This is a genomic window from Pseudomonas sp. MWU16-30317, from assembly GCF_020515695.1.
Classification (GTDB): Bacteria; Pseudomonadota; Gammaproteobacteria; order Pseudomonadales; family Pseudomonadaceae; genus Aquipseudomonas.
Genome location: NZ_JAIWJA010000015.1, coordinates 21580 through 38055, shown reverse-complemented (window position 1 = coordinate 38055; position 16476 = coordinate 21580). Strand labels below are relative to the sequence as shown.

At 62.0% G+C, this 16476-nt stretch carries 11 protein-coding genes; 8 read left to right on the top strand and 3 right to left on the bottom strand.

Features of this window, described 5'->3' with window-relative positions:
* Positions 1 to 15: 15 nt before the first annotated feature.
* On the bottom strand, positions 16 to 1584 hold the full coding sequence (glgA, locus tag LIX93_RS28175; RefSeq protein WP_226507305.1) for a glycogen synthase GlgA: 1569 nt from the start codon (positions 1582 to 1584) through the stop codon (positions 16 to 18).
* Between the two features lie 397 nt (positions 1585 to 1981).
* Between glgA and LIX93_RS28170 the strand changes: the two genes are divergently transcribed.
* Positions 1982 to 6613, top strand: a complete 4632-nt coding sequence (locus tag LIX93_RS28170; protein WP_226507304.1) for a DUF6543 domain-containing protein — start codon at positions 1982 to 1984, stop codon at positions 6611 to 6613.
* Between the two features lie 96 nt (positions 6614 to 6709).
* On the opposite strand, the gene LIX93_RS28165 is transcribed toward LIX93_RS28170, so the two are convergent.
* The gene (locus tag LIX93_RS28165) at positions 6710 to 6892 is read right to left on the bottom strand and encodes a DUF6026 family protein (protein WP_226507303.1); all 183 of its coding nucleotides are present in this window, start codon (positions 6890 to 6892) and stop codon (positions 6710 to 6712) included.
* A 331-nt stretch (positions 6893 to 7223) separates the two neighbouring features.
* Between LIX93_RS28165 and gnd the strand changes: the two genes are divergently transcribed.
* The 6 genes from gnd (at position 7224) to nudC (ending at position 14243) form a co-directional block, all read left to right on the top strand.
* On the top strand, positions 7224 to 8201 hold the full coding sequence (gene gnd / locus LIX93_RS28160; RefSeq protein WP_226507302.1) for a phosphogluconate dehydrogenase (NAD(+)-dependent, decarboxylating): 978 nt from the start codon (positions 7224 to 7226) through the stop codon (positions 8199 to 8201).
* Complete coding sequence (gene zwf / locus LIX93_RS28155) at positions 8201 to 9706, top strand: glucose-6-phosphate dehydrogenase (protein ID WP_226507301.1); 1506 nt, start codon at positions 8201 to 8203, stop codon at positions 9704 to 9706. Before gnd ends, zwf begins: the two co-directional genes overlap by 1 nt.
* A 35-nt stretch (positions 9707 to 9741) precedes the next feature.
* On the top strand, positions 9742 to 10530 hold the full coding sequence (locus tag LIX93_RS28150) for an HAD family hydrolase (protein ID WP_260524955.1): 789 nt from the start codon (positions 9742 to 9744) through the stop codon (positions 10528 to 10530).
* Positions 10531 to 10588: 58 nt separating this feature from the next.
* Positions 10589 to 12379: a glycoside hydrolase family 15 protein gene (locus tag LIX93_RS28145; RefSeq protein WP_226507299.1), complete on the top strand. Its 1791-nt coding sequence runs from the start codon at positions 10589 to 10591 to the stop codon at positions 12377 to 12379.
* A gap of 183 nt (positions 12380 to 12562) precedes the next feature.
* Positions 12563 to 13375, top strand: coding sequence for a crotonase/enoyl-CoA hydratase family protein (locus LIX93_RS28140; RefSeq protein WP_226507298.1), 813 nt, complete (start codon positions 12563 to 12565; stop codon positions 13373 to 13375).
* Between the two features lie 37 nt (positions 13376 to 13412).
* A complete protein-coding gene (nudC, locus tag LIX93_RS28135) occupies positions 13413 to 14243 on the top strand; it encodes an NAD(+) diphosphatase (RefSeq protein WP_226507297.1) in 831 nt (276 codons plus the stop codon).
* 65 nt (positions 14244 to 14308) lie between these two features.
* Here nudC and LIX93_RS28130 read toward each other — a convergent pair whose 3' ends face one another.
* Positions 14309 to 14938, bottom strand: coding sequence for a metalloregulator ArsR/SmtB family transcription factor (locus LIX93_RS28130; RefSeq protein ID WP_226507296.1), 630 nt, complete (start codon positions 14936 to 14938; stop codon positions 14309 to 14311).
* Between the two features lie 120 nt (positions 14939 to 15058).
* Between LIX93_RS28130 and LIX93_RS28125 the strand changes: the two genes are divergently transcribed.
* A complete protein-coding gene (locus tag LIX93_RS28125) occupies positions 15059 to 16468 on the top strand; it encodes an MFS transporter (RefSeq protein ID WP_226507295.1) in 1410 nt (469 codons plus the stop codon).
* Positions 16469 to 16476 lie beyond the last annotated feature (8 nt).

The following is a 16476-nucleotide window of genomic DNA, read 5'->3' as shown; positions in this document are numbered from 1 at the left end:
TGAAACCTCTTGAACTTAGGATTTTGCCGATTTGCCTTTGGCTTGATCGACCATTTTTTCGTAGAGCTTGGCGTAGGGTTCGACAGCCTGCGACCAGTTGAAGGGTTGGGTCATGGCGCGGCAGCGCATGGCGTTGAGCAGCTCCGGTTTGCCGAACACGTAGAAGGCGCGAGTCAAGGCTTCACGGTAGCTCTCGGCGGTGGGCTCTTCGAACAGAAAGCCGGTCATGCCATCTTCGATGGTGTCGGCCAGGCCGCCGGTTTTGCGCGCCACCGGCAACGAGCCGAAGCGTTGTGCGTACATCTGGCTCAGGCCGCAAGGCTCGTAGCGCGAAGGCATCAACAGAAAGTCACTGCCCGCGAACATGCGCCGGGCATCGGTTTCATTGAAGCCGATGCGTGCCGACACCTGGCCAGGAAAGCGCAAGGCCAGCTCGCGCATCGCTTGTTCGCCTTCAGGCTCGCCACGGCCGATGATCGCGATCTGGCCGCCGTTCTCGACGATGAATTGTGCCACCGCCTCGGTCAGGTCCAGGCCTTTCTGGAACACCAGGCGCGAAACCACCGCGAACAGCGGGCCCTCGCTAGGCTCCAGGCCGAACAGTTCGCGCACGTGGTCGGCGTTGACACCCTTGCCGTCCCAGTCGTTGAGGCCGAACGGGCAGACCAGATGCGGATCGGTGGCAGATTCCCAGCTTTCATCGATACCGTTGGGAATGCCGCTGAGCAGCCCCTGCTGCGCCTTGTAGCTGAGAAACCCGTCGAGCCCGCAGCCGAATTCAGGGGTGGTGATTTCTTCGGCGTAGGTAGCACTCACCGTGGTGATGTGGCTGGAATAGGACATCCCGGCCTTGAGAAACGACAGCTTGCCGTAAAACTCCATGCCTTCCTGTTGCAGCGCGTGCTCGGGGATGCCGAGTTCCGGGCAGCAGGCCAGGCTCACCACGCCTTGATAGGCGAGGTTGTGAATGGTGAACAGGGTCGGCACGTTCAGCCCGCGCCAGTGCATATAGGCTGGGGCCAGGCCGGCCGGCCAGTCGTGGGCGTGAACCATGTCCGGGCGCCAATGCACCATGCCTTGGCCTGCAGCGATGTCGGCGGCAGCCAGGCCCAGGCGGGCGAAGCGAATGTGGTTGTCAGGCCAGTCACGGCCATTGTTGGCGCCATAAGGCGTGCCTTCACGGGCATACAGCTCGGGGCACAACAGTACATAGATCACCAGACCGTCCGGCATGTCCATGCGGCCGACCTTGCAGGGTGGCAGCGCGGCGTGACCGCCCATCTCACCGACCACATGAATCGGGTGACCGCTGTTAAGCACTTGCGGGTAGCCCGGAATCAGCACCCGCACGTCGTGCAGGGGGCTCATGGCGCGAGGGAGCGCAGCAGAGACATCGCCCAGGCCCCCGGTTTTGACGAGGTCGGCAATTTCAGAGGTGACGAAGAGGATTTTCTTGCGATTAGGATTTGGCGTCGAATCAGCTTGCAGCACTTTGCCGGTCGAAGCGATAGCAGGCAAGGAAGGAACCTCGCTGACCTGCTGATTGAAGCGTTCCCCATGGGTTTCGACGGCGGCATTGATCATTGTGAACCCTCTCCCGAGTGTTGATTACATCTGCCAGATACTTATTTTGTTCAGCCCCAGTCAGCCGCGCGAGCGCTACGCAGGCCCGACGATGAATTGTCGGTCGCAATTTCAGAGAGGGGTGGGCAGGTCGTGCTTTCAACGAGTCGATAACTACGGCCTACCTGATAGCTGACCGGTGGGCGTTTCAGAAGTTTCGACTTTTTTACGGTGAAGTTTCCGAACGGCTTACAGGTTGACTTGAGTGTAGGAGATATCTGCAAAATCGGGAGGGCAGCCGACTGACGGGCGTAAGTCATCGCAATGCGGGGTGGTATCCAGGTACCGACTGGTGGGTAGAACGATGGTTTGAGATGGCAGCCCCGGCAATGTCGCCGGGAGTCACCTCGGAGCTCCCATGACCGATACCCTTTCTTCGCCCCTGAGCCTGGTTGCTCAGTATGCGCCATTGGCCAGCAGTGTCAGTCGGCGATTCAACGGCCGCCCTTCACTGCGAAGTGTCGCCCGCGACCTTATCAACCAGGCCCTGAGCAAGCACAAACCGGCCCTGCAGGTCGATGGCGCCAGCCTCAAGCTGGTTCGGGCCGACGCGCCGGCCCCCATCGCGTTGGAGGATCTGCTGATCCAGCGGTATCTGCAGGACCGCACGCTAAATCTGATCGCAGGCGTTGATGCGGTGACCCAACAACAGGGCGCTCAGGCGCCGCAACCCCTGGCCTTGGGTATTGGCGAGCTGGAAACGCTGATCGGTGAATGGGGGCCTTCATTGCTTGAACACTATAAACAGCGCCTGGTCGAGTACTGGAATCATGTCGACGCAACCGGTCAGAGTCGCTGGCAGTGGTTGGCCGGCCACCTGCGCGAGCATGTGCGGATGTTGGCGCGGCGCCAGGTCGAGCAAGGACGGCTGGATGGTGAGGAGAGCGAAACGCTGTTGGCTCTCTGTAGTGGTACGCCGTTGGCGGGCACCCGCACTGCACTGCTGCAGATTCAGCACATCGCCAATCCTGCCGTGACCACGCCCCATGTCACCAGCGATCTGGTGATCACCCGCACTGCACAGGGCGATGAAGTCGAACGGATACTGCTGTGCCGTCCTTTGGCCGAGGTGCAGGCGTTCGCCGACATGGCCACGCTGGCCGAGGCCCAGGCGCGCTATCTAGGTGATCGCCGGACTGGCCAGCGCGTGGATTTTGCATTGATCAACATCGACGCCGATAGCTTCGATACCCAGGCGCTGATGCTTCTGGAGTGCCAGCTGAGCAATCTGACGGCGCTGGCCGAGCATTACCGGGGGCAGGGCAGCGATATCGACACGCTGGTGAGTCTGGTCGAGCGCAGTACCAGTCTTTACGACCTGAGCCGACCCGAGGAGCTCGCGCGCGCGCAGCGCATGAAGGACGCACTGCCGGTCTGGCTCGAACAGGCACCGCGCGATGATAAATTACGCTATGCAACGCTGCTGGCGCAGCTGGGCGAGGTGCAGCGCCTGAGCGGCGGCGAGCACTACCTGGACGGCATCCTGCCCTTGGAAGACTACACCGCAGCCGAGTTGAACCGGCAGATCGCCCTCGATCACCCCACACAGCGTGTGGCCTTGGCTGATGTGCAGGTGCGTATTTATCATGCACCCAATGCCCTGCTCGAAATCGTGCATGCCGGGGATGGTCATCTTGAATATGTGGTCATCAGTCTGGTCGAGCTGGCACTGTTCAATGTCCATGGACGCCCGGCCGGCATGCTCGAGATCGAACCCCGTGCGGGCGCGACGCTGCCGGCCTGGGTGACTCGCGAGGCGGTGATCGCCCTGGTGACCACCGTCGATATCGGTCGGCGCTATGTCGCGCTGTTGCGTCAGCGCTTGTTGGAGGATGTCCCGCAGGCAGCACGACGGCAGGCGCTTTACCTGGACCAGTTGCGGGTGCAGTTGCCGCTAAAGATGCTTGAACTGAAAATCCGCCAGGCGTGCGGCGTCACGGCAGCGGGCGTGACCATGCTGATGCAGGCGTTGAGGCTCGATTCCCTCGCGCCCAATGTTCGCCGCGCGACGTCCACGCTGCCGGGGCCAACGGTGCGGCAGTTGGCAGTGCGCCGCGCCCTGGGAGCCACTCCAGATATCATCCAGTGCGCTTACCTGATCGGGGCCGATGATGAAGACGGCGTTTGCGTGCTGTATCGCCCCTTGTCCGCAGAGCCCTTGCGCCAGTTTGCCAGTGTTGGCGCGCTGCTGTCGGCGATCAAGGCGCCGGGCGCGCTGCAGGATGACGTGTTGCTTTGGCTGGAGGCGGCCGCGCGTCCGGTCTATGCCAATGGCGGCTTTGATGAACCGCACATTCGTCATTTCCTTCCTGGCGACGATGCTGCCGAGCTAACGCGCCCGGCCCCCGCGACCTTGACGGGCGTAGCGCTTGAGGGTGATCTGTGGACCACGTTGTATCGTGACAATGTCGCCGGGCTGCAGGCCATCGCCGATCGCCAGTCGGTCAGCAACGATGAAAGTCGCTGGCTTGGCTATCGCGAGTTGGGCTGGGTGGTCTTCAACGCATTGCTGCCCATGGTCGGTGGCCCGCTTGCCAGTGCAGGCTGGATGCTGCAAAGCCTGAAAATCTTTGCCGATGGTTTCGATGCGCGTTTGCATGGAAGTCCTCAGGCGGCCAGTGACGCGCTGATGGAGTTTTTTTTCAATGCGGCTTTTGTGCTTTTCGGGCACAGCCTGGAGGCGCGCAGTAAAGGTATTGATCGCGTGACGCGGCCGTTGCTGAAGGACGGTGAGTGGCTCGACCCGGTTGAAGGGCTTGGGGAATCGGTGGTGGCGCCTGGTGAGCCGGTGGCCAGCCGCGTCATCGCAGCGCCTGGTACGTCGATAGCGCTGCACGAGCTGGACTTCGGTTTTCAGGCGGCTAGCCGCCGGCTCTCGGCTGCTCAGCGACAGACGTTGGCGACGTTCGCGGTACCGGCGGGGGACTTCGGTAGCGCGATACCCCACGGCCCTACCCAAGGCCTCTATCTGCGGGACCAGCAATGGTACGGGCTGATCGACGCGAGCTGGTTCGCGCTGGCGCTGGAAGACGGCGAGTTGCATATCATGGACATCAACGATGCATCGCGTCGCGGTCCCTATGTGCGCCGTGACGAAGCAGGCCGCTGGCAAGTCGACACCGCTTTGCGCCTGGCCGGTGGCTCGCCGGGCCGGGGGCGCAAGGCCTATAAAGAGGCGCAGCAGGCGCGCGAGGCAGCGCTGCTCAAGCGGGTTACTGATTACCGTGACCAGCAGACGGCTATCGATCGCAAGCTCAAGGTCACCCAGCAGGTCATGAGCGAGCTGCAAGCCCAGCGCTCCAGGCGTTATCCGGCGTATCGCCAGCGCTTCATCGAAGTGGCCAGCGAGATGGTGGTGGCCAGCGGCGATGCCATCGACGCCTTCGCCGAACTCAACAAGGTCAGCCCCTCGCCACGTTTTTTCGAGGAGCGCACCAGCCACTTGCGCGCCTTGTTGCGGATCAAATGGGAAATCGTCAGCAAACTGCGCGAGCAGCTGAGCGAACTGATCCTTGGCGATGGCCTGGAGCACGAAGCGCCCAATCCTGCCCCCATGAGCAGCTTCGAGGACTTTGCCGCGGGCTGCGATCTCATCGATCAACTCATTCACTGGACCGCTGAATCACAGCGGCGCATGGAGGATCTGGGCAATGTCGAACATTTCGGGGCGCCGGAGCTTGCAGCTATCAAGCCCACCTGGGCTGGATTCGGAACGCCGTTGACCTGGCGCGGCGTGCAGTTGTATTGGCTGAACGTCTTGAGCGAGCAAAAAATGCGTCGCTGGCCCCGTCCCGAAGGCGCCATGAATGAAGCTGTCGCCTCTGCCAAGCTCGCCGCGCAGTCGCAGAACGCGATCCTGGAGCCCGGTGTATTCACCGACGAGGAGCAGATCCAGGTACTCGACAGCGCACTGCAACGCTATGAAGCGCTCGAAGACGCGCTGGATTTTACCCTGGCCACGGTCGAGCCCAATCGCTTGTCGCCAGCGGTGGCGCGCATGCTGTTGCATGTCGGCGCATTGCACAGCGCTGCCGAGGCGCAATTGGTGCCGTTGTTCCGGCAGCAGACCTTGCGTGCCCGCCAGCAGCGCAAGCAGCAGCGGCCGGTGCGCCAGCAGGTCATTGTCACCAGTCGCAAGCGCGGGGTACTGGTAGGCAGCATGAAAACCTCGGCCGACGGCGGCGCGCAACGTTTTGAAGTGGCTGGCGGACTCGACGACACCACTGTCGAGCAGTTCCAGCAGGTGCCGGGCGGCGAAGATTGGGTGCGGGTGCCATCTGCCTCGGGGGTCATCGAGCCCAGGCCGGTGGCGCCCCTTGAAGCCTCAATGCGCGAGGCGATGGTGCTGCTCGGTCAAGCCGATCGTCAGCTGCTGCAAGCCAAAGCACGCGTGCAGGCCAACAAGGCACATATCCCTTCCGAAACTCAAAACTTGCTCGATGACGTGGCCCAAGGGCTGCGTGACAAAGCGGATGACATCGACCTAGCGCTGGTGCGCCTCAATGAAACCGATCGGCTGTCTTCGTCAACGGGGCAATCGGCCGATGTGGCCATCAGGCAGCTGCGCGACAAGGCCGAGCAGCTGAAAACCGAAGGGCGGCGCCTGCGCATCGCGCTGTGCAAGGCCGGTGATCCACAGGCGTCCAGGGTCGAATGGCTGGTCGGCGAGGGGGAGGCCACGGTGGTGCTCGAGAAGCCGCGGACATTGCTCAAAGGCGGCGATTACCTGCAGGAATATGCGATCAAGGACGCCAGTGGTGTGCTTTGGTACGCGCATTTTCATTACCCGAGCGCCACTGCGGCGGCAGAACGGTTCACCGTGGCGCACCTCAAGACAGTGGCGCAACGCTTTATGACCTATAAGCACTTCATGGCGTTGGGCGATACGGCCAAAGGGGCGACGGGCCTGATTCGGGCCGAAATTCAGCCGAACATGGCGCGCAAGGTATTTTTATCGGTGGGGGGCACATCGGGGGAGGGAAAGGCGTAGCGTTATACGCTTGTAGCAGGAGAGTGCGGATCATGTTCAGGATGGCATGATCCGCTGGACAGGCGCTCGATCGAGCGCCTGCACCTCGGGCTGACGTCAGGCGATACGCGCTTGAGCTTCAAAGCCCATGGCGTTCTGCTTGGCTTGTTGCAGCAGGCTGGTCAGGAAGGTGACCTTGTCCTGCAGCTCTTCACGTTCTTGCTTGAGCGCACGCAGTTCATCACGGCGAACACTGACATAGAGCGTTTGTGGTTGGTTCGTTGTCACTACAGTACCCATTGCACACCTCGCAAACTACCGGCACAGACATTAAGGATAAGCGCCCTGGGCGACTCTCGCGTCAGGCTCCTACCGCTATCGGCACGGATGATGATTTCTTTCGTTATTCATGGGAACTTTTTTATTTTTTATGGTCCATGTGATTTTTTTCATTTTTGTCGCAAGTGCCCGAAATAATTAGGCAAATCGCCAGATGGTAGGACGCTATTTAGTTTTACCAGCCGATGAATGGTAAAATCGGCGAACTATGCGGTCCGGGATGGGACTAACCAGAGGATCGCATGAGCTATAAAGGTGACGTTCGCCTTCTTTTTATTTGTGGAGCGCAGGCATGCAATTGGGAATCGTTGGACTGGGCCGCATGGGCGGCAATATCTCCAGAAGGCTGATGCGCGATGGCCACTCGACAGTGGTCTACGATCGTAGCGAGCAGGCGGTCCAGGGCCTGGCGGGCGAGGGCGCGACGGCGGCAAGCGGGTTGGCCGATCTGGTCAGCAAGCTGCAATCGCCTCGTGCGGTGTGGGTCATGCTGCCATCCGGCAAGATCACCGAAGACACCATCAATGAGCTCAGCGCGCTGTTGTCCCCCGATGACGTGATCATCGACGGCGGCAACACCATGTACAAAGATGACATCCGTCGCGCCAAGGCGTTGGCCGAGAAGCAACTGCACTATGTCGACGTCGGCACCTCCGGTGGCGTCTGGGGCCTGGATCGCGGCTTCTGCATGATGATCGGCGCTGAAACCGCCGTCTTCGAGCGCCTCGAACCCCTGTTTGCCACCCTCGCGCCGGGCGTGGGCAACATCCCCCGTACCTTGGGCCTTGAAGGCGAGTCCAACCGCGCCGAGCACGGTTACATTCACGCCGGCCCGGTCGGTTCCGGCCATTTCGTGAAGATGATCCACAACGGCATCGAGTACGGCTTGATGCAGGCCTATGCCGAAGGCTTCGACATCCTCAAGACCAAGAACAGCGAAGAGTTGCCAGAAGACCAGCGCTTCGATCTCAACCTGGCTGACATCGCCGAAGTCTGGCGCCGCGGCAGCGTGGTTTCATCGTGGCTGCTGGATCTGACCGCCGATGCACTGGCCAGTGACCCCGAGCTGGTCAAATATTCCGGGAAGGTCTCGGACAGCGGCGAAGGGCGCTGGACCATCGATGCCGCTGTCGAACAAGCGGTGCCAGTACCGGTGCTGTCGAGTGCGCTGTTCGCGCGCTTCCGTTCCCGCCAAGACGCCACTTATGGCGATAAAATGCTTTCCGCCATGCGCTTCGGCTTTGGTGGCCACGTGGAGGTGAAGAAGTAATGAAAAAAGGAAAATCCAAGGTAGAAGCAGCTCCGCCCACCACGATTTTCCTTTTTGGCGCCCATGGCGACCTGGTCAAACGGCTGTTGACGCCGGCCCTGTACAACCTCAGCCGCGATGGTTTGCTGGATAACGGTTTGCACATCGTCGGCGTCGACCACAACGAAGTCACCGATGAAGCCTTCGCGCAAAAGCTCGAAGACTTCATCCGCGACCAGGCCAAGGCCAAAGGGGGCAGCGCCGAAGAGGCGCTGGACCCTGCCCTTTGGGCGCGTCTGGCCAAGCGCATCAGCTACATCACCGGCGATTTCGTCGCTGATGATACCTATGCCGCGATCGCCAAGCGCATCGAGGAAAACGGTACCGGCAATGCCATGTTCTATCTGGCGACCTCGCCGCGCTTCTTCAGTGAAGTAGCGACGCGCCTGGGCAAGGCCGGGCTGCTGGAAGAAACGCCCGAGGCTTTCCGCCGCGTGGTCATCGAGAAGCCGTTCGGCTCCGACCTGGCCACCGCCGAAGCTCTTAACGCCAGCCTGCTGAGTGTGATGAGCGAGAAGCAGATCTATCGCATCGACCATTACCTGGGCAAGGAAACCGTACAGAACATCCTCGTCAGCCGGTTTTCCAACGGGATTTTCGAGGCGTTCTGGAACAACCATTACATTGACCACGTGCAGATTACTGCGGCGGAAACCGTCGGGGTCGAAACCCGTGGCAACTTCTACGACAGCACCGGCGCGCTGCGCGACATGGTGCCCAATCACCTGTTCCAGCTGTTGGCAATGGTCGCCATGGAACCCCCGGCGGCCTTTGGCGCCGATGCGGTACGCGGCGAAAAGGCCAAGGTCATCGGCGCGATCCGCCCTTATGACAAGGCCGAGGCGATCAAGAATTCGGTGCGTGGCCAATACGCCCCTGGCCCCAAGGGCGAGGCCGGTTATGTCGAGGAGCCCAAGGTCGATCCGCAGAGCCAGACCGAAACCTATGTCGCGCTCAAGGTGATGATCGACAACTGGCGTTGGATGGGTGTGCCGTTCTATCTGCGTACCGGCAAGCGCATGAGTGTGCGCGACACCGAGATCGCCATCTGCTTCAAGCAGGCGCCGTACGCGCAGTTCCGCGACACCGAGGTCGACGACCTCAAGTCCAACTATCTGCACATCCAGATCCAGCCGGACGAAGGCATGTGGTTCGATTTGCAGGCCAAGAAGCCCGGGCCGACGCTGGATATGCAGAACGTCAGGCTGGGTTTCGCCTACAAGGACTTCTTCGAGATGCAGCCGTCCACCGGCTACGAGACCTTGATCTACGACTGCCTGATCGGTGACCAGACGCTGTTTCAGCGCGCGGACAACATCGAGAACGGCTGGCGTGCGGTGCAGCCATTCCTGGATGCCTGGGCGGATGCCGGCAAGGTGCGCATGTATGCGGCAGGGTCCGATGGGCCGCAGCAGGCTGATGACTTGCTGGCGCGTGATAACCGTGCCTGGCGGCCGCTGGGATGAGTGCGGAGGAGGCCGGCAGGGCTGGCATAAGGCTTATGCTCAGCGACATGGACGGCACCCTGCTGTTGCCCGACCACAGCCTTTCGCCTGGCGTGATCGCTGCCGTCGCGCAACTGCAACAGGCCGGGGTGCACTTCAGCCTGGCCAGTGCCCGCCCACCGCGAGCCATGCGCAAGCAGGTCGAGCAGCTGGGCATCGATGTCCCGACCATGGCCTTCAACGGCGGCAACCTCTGCGCCGTCGATGGTACGGTACTGCAACGCCACTGCGTCGAGCCTGCCGCCGTGCATACCGCTTTGCAATTGTTTGCCGAGCACCCGGTGACCATCTGGGTGTTCGCGGACGATCACTGGCTGGCCCGTGACCGCAGTGGCGCCTATTTCGATACCGAGCTGCACGCGCTCGGTTATGGTCCGACCTTGGTCGATGATTTCGCCCCGTACCTGGAGCGTATCGACAAGATCGTCGCCACCACAGACGACTTCGCGCTGCTCATCGAGCTCGAGAAGCAACTGCTGCCGCTGATCGAAGGCCAGGCGCTGGCATCGCGCTCGCAGCAATATTATCTGGACGTCACCGCGCTGGCGGCCAACAAGGGCGATGCGCTGGCCAATCTCGCCGAATACTTGCACATCCCGTTGGCGCAGACCGCCGCAATTGGCGATGGCGCCAACGATGTACCGATGTTCAAGCGCGCCGGGTTTGCCGTCGCCATGGGCCAGGCCCACCCGGACGTTCAGCGCCAGGCCGATGCCGTGACCGACAGCAATGCCGATGACGGGGTCGTGCGGGCCATTCAGGAATTCATTCTGCCACGCGCCTGATCCCTCGCTCCCTGGGGATTCGGCGACGGGGTGTGCTTCCCCCACGCTGAGGACCACCATGACTGCTTTGATCGAAGACTACGCTGTGCTCGGCAACTGCAGGACTGCCGCGCTGGTCGACAAGAACGGCTCGCTGGACTGGTTGTGTTTCCCCCGCTTTGACGCCCCCGCCTGTTTCGCCGCCTTGCTGGGCGACAGCGACAATGGCCGCTGGCGCATCGGCCCGGTGAGTCCGGATGCCAAGGTCACGCGGCGCTACCGCGACGGCACCATGATCCTTGAAACCACCTTCGAGACCGACACCGGCACCGCCGTGCTGATCGACTGCATGCCCATCGACCAGCCGGCCAGCGTGTTGCGCATCGTTCACGGCCTGCACGGCGAAGTGGATTTCGAAATGGACCTGGTCATGCGCTTCGACTACGGCAGCAGCGTACCCTGGGTCGAAAAAATCAGCCCGCTGACGCTGACCGCTGTGGCAGGCCCGGAGATGCTGGTGATGCGCAGCGCCACGGCGTTGCAGGCGCGTGACCATCACACCGGGAGTCGCTTCGTGGTCAAGGCCGGGGAGCGCAAGGTTTTTCGCTTGTCGCATCAAAGCTCGAACACGCCAGTGCAGGCCGGCTTCGATGGCGAGCAGGCGCTGGAGAGTACCGAGCGTTACTGGTTGGCGTTCTCCGATCGCTGCCCGCCGGTGGGACGATGGAGCGAGCTGGTCAAGCGCTCGCTGATCACTCTCAAGGCCATGACCTACGAGCCTACTGGCGGCATGGTCGCGGCCATCACCACCTCGCTGCCGGAGCGTCTGGGCGGTGAGCGCAACTGGGACTATCGGTACTGCTGGCTGCGCGACGCGACCATGACCTTGCTGGCGTTCATGAATCTGGGCTATTACGAAGAAGCCAGTGCCTGGCGCGAATGGCTGCTGCGCTCGGTGGCCGGTAATCCCGAGCAGATGCAGATCATGTACGGCCTGGGCGGCGAGCGGCGGTTGCCGGAGAGCACCTTGCCCTGGCTCAGGGGCTATGAAGGTTCGACGCCGGTGCGCATCGGTAACGCCGCTGCGACGCAGACCCAGCTCGATGTCTACGGCGAGGTCGCGGATGCCATGAGCCAGGCGTTGCGCAACGGGCTGCCACGTCACCCGCGCAGTACCTCGGTGTCGCGCTTGATCATGCCGTTTCTGGAGAAGATCTGGCAGCAGCCGGATGAAGGCATCTGGGAAATTCGCTCCGAGCCGCGGCACTTTACCCATTCCAAGGTCATGGCCTGGGTGGCGTTCGATCGCGCCGCCAACGTGGCCGAAGGTATCGACCCCCCGTTGCAGGCCCGTTACCGGGCGGTGGCCGAGCAGATTCACCGGGAGGTGTGCGAGAAGGGCTTCAACGCCGAGCTGGGCTACTTCGTGCAGTCGTTCGGCGCCGAGGATGTCGACGCGAGCCTGTTGCAGATTGCCTTGACCGGCTTTCTGCCGGCCGACGATCCCCGTTTCGTCGCTACGGTAGCCGCCATCGAGAAGCGCTTGCTGCGCGATGGCTTGCTGTTGCGTTACGAGTCGCACGAGGTGGACGACGGGTTGACGCCGGGGGAGGGGACCTTTCTGGTCTGTTCGTTCTGGCTGGCGGATGTCTACGTGTTGCTAGGCCGGGATGACGATGCCGAGGCGCTGTTCGAGCGCCTGGCGGGATTGTGCAACGATGTCGGCTTGCTGGCCGAGCAGTACGACCACCTGGGCAAGCGCATGCTCGGCAACTTCCCCCAGGCGTTCAGCCATATCGGCATTATCAATACTGCGCTCAATCTGCACCGTGCCCATGCGCCGGCGCAGACGCGCGCGCAGAGTGCTTGATGGGTTAGCGGTGTCAATGCGGGCCTCTTTGCGAGCAAGCTTTGCTCCCACAGGTGTATGAGCCTGTGGGAGCGAGGGTGCGCTTTCAGCCCCGCGGCACCACAAAGCCCCATCCTTTGGCACATCTCCCATCACCCACCCTTGCTATAGTCCTGCCCATCCAAAAACTGTCAGGACGCCCCCATGACCGATTACCAAGCCTTCACCGTCGCCCTGGATGCCGGTATCGCCCATGTGCAGATCAACCGAGCGGCCAAGGCCAACGCCATGAACGCGGACTTTTGGCGCGAGATCGTCGAGATATTCCAGTGGATCGATGACACCGATGCCGTGCGCGTGGTGGTGCTCAGCGGTGCCGGCAAGCACTTCAGCGCCGGCATCGACCTGGCGCTGCTGGCCTCGGTGGCCAGCGAACTGGGCAAGGACGTGGGCCGCAATGCGCGGCTGCTGCGGCGCAAGATCCTGCAAATGCAAGGCTCGTTCAATGCCGTCGACCAGTGCCGCAAACCGGTGCTGGCTGCGGTGCAAGGCTATTGCATCGGTGGCGCCATCGATCTGATCGCCGCCTGCGACATGCGCTATTGCAGCGAGGACGCGCAGTTTTCCATCAAGGAAATCGACATGGGCATGGCCGCCGACGTCGGCACCCTGCAACGCCTGCCGCGGATCATCGGCGACGGCCTGCTGCGCGAACTGGCCTACACTGGGCGCACGGTGGAGCATGAAGAAGCACTGCGCATAGGCTTGGTCAATCGTACGTACGAAAATATCGAGGCTCTGCACAAAGGGGTCTTTGCCATCGCCGGGCAAATTGCCGCAAAATCACCGATAGCCGTGGCCGGCACCAAACGCATGATCAGCTACATGCGCGATCATCGTATCGATGACGGCCTCGAATACATCTCCACCTGGAACGCCGCGATGCTGCAATCCCATGACCTGCGCGTGGCCATGGCGGCCAGCATGAGCGCACAGACGCCAGTCTTCGACGACTGATCCGGCGGACCGGTGCCAAAACCAAGGAATTTCCGTGATGTCGCAACGATGGATCACTTCGGTACTGGATACTCAAACCCGCGGCGGCCTGGCCGTGGTGTTCAGCAAGCAAGGCTTCGCCTTCGACGATAACGGCGTGCTGTTCTCTCGTGAATGGGTCAAGGGCCTCGATCTGCCACTGGCGTTCGAACACGGCATCGGCCATTTCGACGGCGAACCGGTGTATTTGCTGGTGCTCGATGGCGCGGCGCAACTGCCCGGCGGTCAATGGCAGGGCCTGCGCGCGTTCATGCTCAATGACGACTTCGCCCATTACCGGGTGCTCGCCTATGCCGCGCAGATTGCCACCTGGGCCAACGAGCACCGCTTCTGTGGCCGTTGCGGCGCGGCGAACGTGCAGGTGCCGCGTGAGCGTGCCATGCATTGCGAGGCTTGTGATCTGCGGGCGTATCCGCGGATCTCGCCGAGCATGATCGTGCTGATCACGCGCGGGGACGAAATCCTCCTGGCCCGCTCACCGCGTTTCGTCACCGGGGTCTACAGCACCTTGGCCGGTTTCGCCGAGCCGGGCGAGTCGGCTGAAGAGTGCGTGGTGCGCGAGGTGTTCGAGGAAGTGCAGCTCGAGGTGAAGAATATTCGCTATGTGGGCAGCCAGTGCTGGCCGTTCCCGCATTCGATGATGCTGGGCTTTCATGCCGAGTACGCCGCAGGCGATATCGTGCCTCAGGCCGACGAGATCGAAGATGCCCAGTGGTTTCGGGTGGATGCGCTGCCACCGCTGCCGATGTCGCGGTCGATCGCACGGTATCTGATCGACCTGTACGTTGCTCAGCGCCTCGGTTTGCCAGAGCCGACGATGCCAGGATAATTGTCGCGCACACCTGATGGCCCCTTCGGCGGCGGAGGGGCCCTCGAGCGCACCCACATCCTTGGTCACAACTCACTGACGCGATACACACACCGCCGCGAATCCGTCAGCAGATGCTCGACACGCTCCACGCGCGCGCCGAGCACTTGTTCGAACAGCTGCAACTCTGAGCGGCAAAAATTCTGGCAGGCACTGGCGGCCGCGCAGATCGGGCAGTGGTTCTCGATCAGCAGGAAGGCACCGTCCTGCGTGGCAGCATATTCCGCCATATAACCTTCCCGGCTGCGCACTTCGCTGAGGCTTCTGACTTTGTCCTCGAGGTTCGTTGCATCCGCCATGGCCAGCGCATAGTTTTCGCCATTGCGCTGTTCACGCACCTCGATCAACCGATCTATCGCATTTTCACCGAACGTTTCCCGCACCGCGTCGAGCAACTGCACGGTCAAATCGCCGTGGCTGTCGGGAAAGCGGCTGTGGCCTTTGCCGGTCAGCTGCCAGAGCTGTATCGGCCGCCCCACGCCACGGGGTTGCGAATAAGCCTCGACCAGGCCGCTGCCTCCCAGCTTGACGAATTGTTGGCGTGCCGCCTCGCTGGTCATGCCCAGCGCCTGGCCGGCCTCTACCGCTTGCTGTGGGCCGCGCGTCTTCAACAGCCACAGCAGGCGGTCTGCGGTAGACCCAGGGGGATTTTCCAAGCTTTCTCTTGACAAATGAGGTGCTCACTCGAAGAATAAAAAAAGTAAATTCTTTGTAAAACAAAATAAGCGATTGCCAGCCTGTTGGCAACTTCGCGCACCGCCAGCCTGGGAGGCACTATGTCGACGGTACAAGGAACATGGGCGCAATTGTTGCGCGGCCGGAACGCCGCGTGTTCGGCTGCTTTGGCCGGTGGCGTGGCATTGCACGCCATCAATATCTATATCGCGACCACGGTGTTGCCATCGGTGGTCGCGGATATTGGTGGCCTGAATCTCTATTCATGGAACACCACACTGTTCGTTGTCGCTTCGATCCTCGGTTCGGCCTTGACCACTCGGCTGCTCGGGCGTCATGGCTCAAAGGGCGCCTACGCGGTGGCCGCACTGGCGTTTATGCTCGGCAGCGCGACCTGTGCGCTGGCGCCGAATATGCTGGTGATGCTGACGGGCAGGGCGATCCAGGGGCTGGGCGGGGGATTTTTATTTGCGCTGAGTTATTCGATGATCAATGTGGTCCTGCCGGAGCGGCTCTGGCCGCGAGCCATGGCCCTGGTCTCGGCGATGTGGGGCCTGGCGACGCTCTTGGGGCCAGCCATCGGCGGGGTGTTCGCCGAACTGCAGGCGTGGCGCTGGGCTTTCGGGTTTTTGGTGCCGGTCACAGCGGTGTATGGCGTGCTGGTGTGGAAGCTCCTGCCAGAAAAAGCCAAGGCCGAGGGCGATGCCAATCCCGTCGCGATGCCGCAACTCCTGTTGTTGGTCGGCGCGGTGCTGGTGGTGAGTGCGGGCAGTGCTTCGGTCGATCCAATCTGGAATGCCAGCGGTGTGGTCGTCGCTTCGGCGCTGATGTCCATGCTGGTGCGTTTGGAGCGTCGTGCGGTGGTACGCCTGCTGCCGGCTTCGGCACTGAGCTTGCGCTCGCCTTTGCTTGCCCTGTACCTCACCATGGGGCTCTTGGTGGTTGGCATGACCAGCGAGACCTTTGTGCCGTATTTCCTGCAAAAGCTGCACGGGCAAACACCTTTGATCAGCGGCTACATCGCAGCCTTGATGGCGGCAGGATGGACGGTGTCGGAAGTCCTGAGTTCGGGCTGGAAGGCGCGTGGCGTTCGCTTGGCGATCATCAACGGGCCAGTGCTCGTGCTCCTGGGCATGCTGTTGCTGGCGTTGAGCATGCCGCGTTCGGGCGATGAGTCCGGACAAGCACTGACGTTGATCTGCGTGGGCCTGGGGCTGGTCGGCTTCGGAATCGGGCTGGGCTGGCCGCACCTGTTGACGCAGGTGCTGGTGGTGACACCGGTGCGGGATCAGGACTGCGCGGGCGCATCGATCACCACCGTGCAACTGTTCGCGACGGCGTTGGGTGCGGCCTTTGCGGGGATGATCGTCAATCTGGCGGGGCTCGGCGATCCAGGCGATGCGCAAGGTATCAGCGCTGCGGCGATGTGGCTGTTCGGGCTGTTTGCCTTCGCGCCGCTGGCGGGAATCGTCACCGCGGTGCGTGCCGCCAGAACGGTCACATCGGATTGAAACCCCAT

Excerpts from the sequence above, each read along its gene's own strand:
- zwf (WP_226507301.1), top strand. The coding sequence starts at position 8,201 with ATGAAAAAAGGAAAATCCAAGGTAGAAGCAGCTCCGCCCACCACGATT.
- nudC (WP_226507297.1), top strand. The coding sequence starts at position 13,413 with ATGTCGCAACGATGGATCACTTCGGTACTGGATACTCAAACCCGCGGC.
- LIX93_RS28145 (WP_226507299.1), top strand. The coding sequence starts at position 10,589 with ATGACTGCTTTGATCGAAGACTACGCTGTGCTCGGCAACTGCAGGACT.
- glgA (WP_226507305.1), bottom strand. The coding sequence starts at position 1,584 with ATGATCAATGCCGCCGTCGAAACCCATGGGGAACGCTTCAATCAGCAG.
- LIX93_RS28125 (WP_226507295.1), top strand. The coding sequence starts at position 15,059 with ATGTCGACGGTACAAGGAACATGGGCGCAATTGTTGCGCGGCCGGAAC.
- LIX93_RS28140 (WP_226507298.1), top strand. The coding sequence starts at position 12,563 with ATGACCGATTACCAAGCCTTCACCGTCGCCCTGGATGCCGGTATCGCC.
- gnd (WP_226507302.1), top strand. The coding sequence starts at position 7,224 with ATGCAATTGGGAATCGTTGGACTGGGCCGCATGGGCGGCAATATCTCC.
- LIX93_RS28150 (WP_260524955.1), top strand. The coding sequence starts at position 9,742 with ATGCTCAGCGACATGGACGGCACCCTGCTGTTGCCCGACCACAGCCTT.
- LIX93_RS28170 (WP_226507304.1), top strand. The coding sequence starts at position 1,982 with ATGACCGATACCCTTTCTTCGCCCCTGAGCCTGGTTGCTCAGTATGCG.
- LIX93_RS28165 (WP_226507303.1), bottom strand. The coding sequence starts at position 6,892 with ATGGGTACTGTAGTGACAACGAACCAACCACAAACGCTCTATGTCAGT.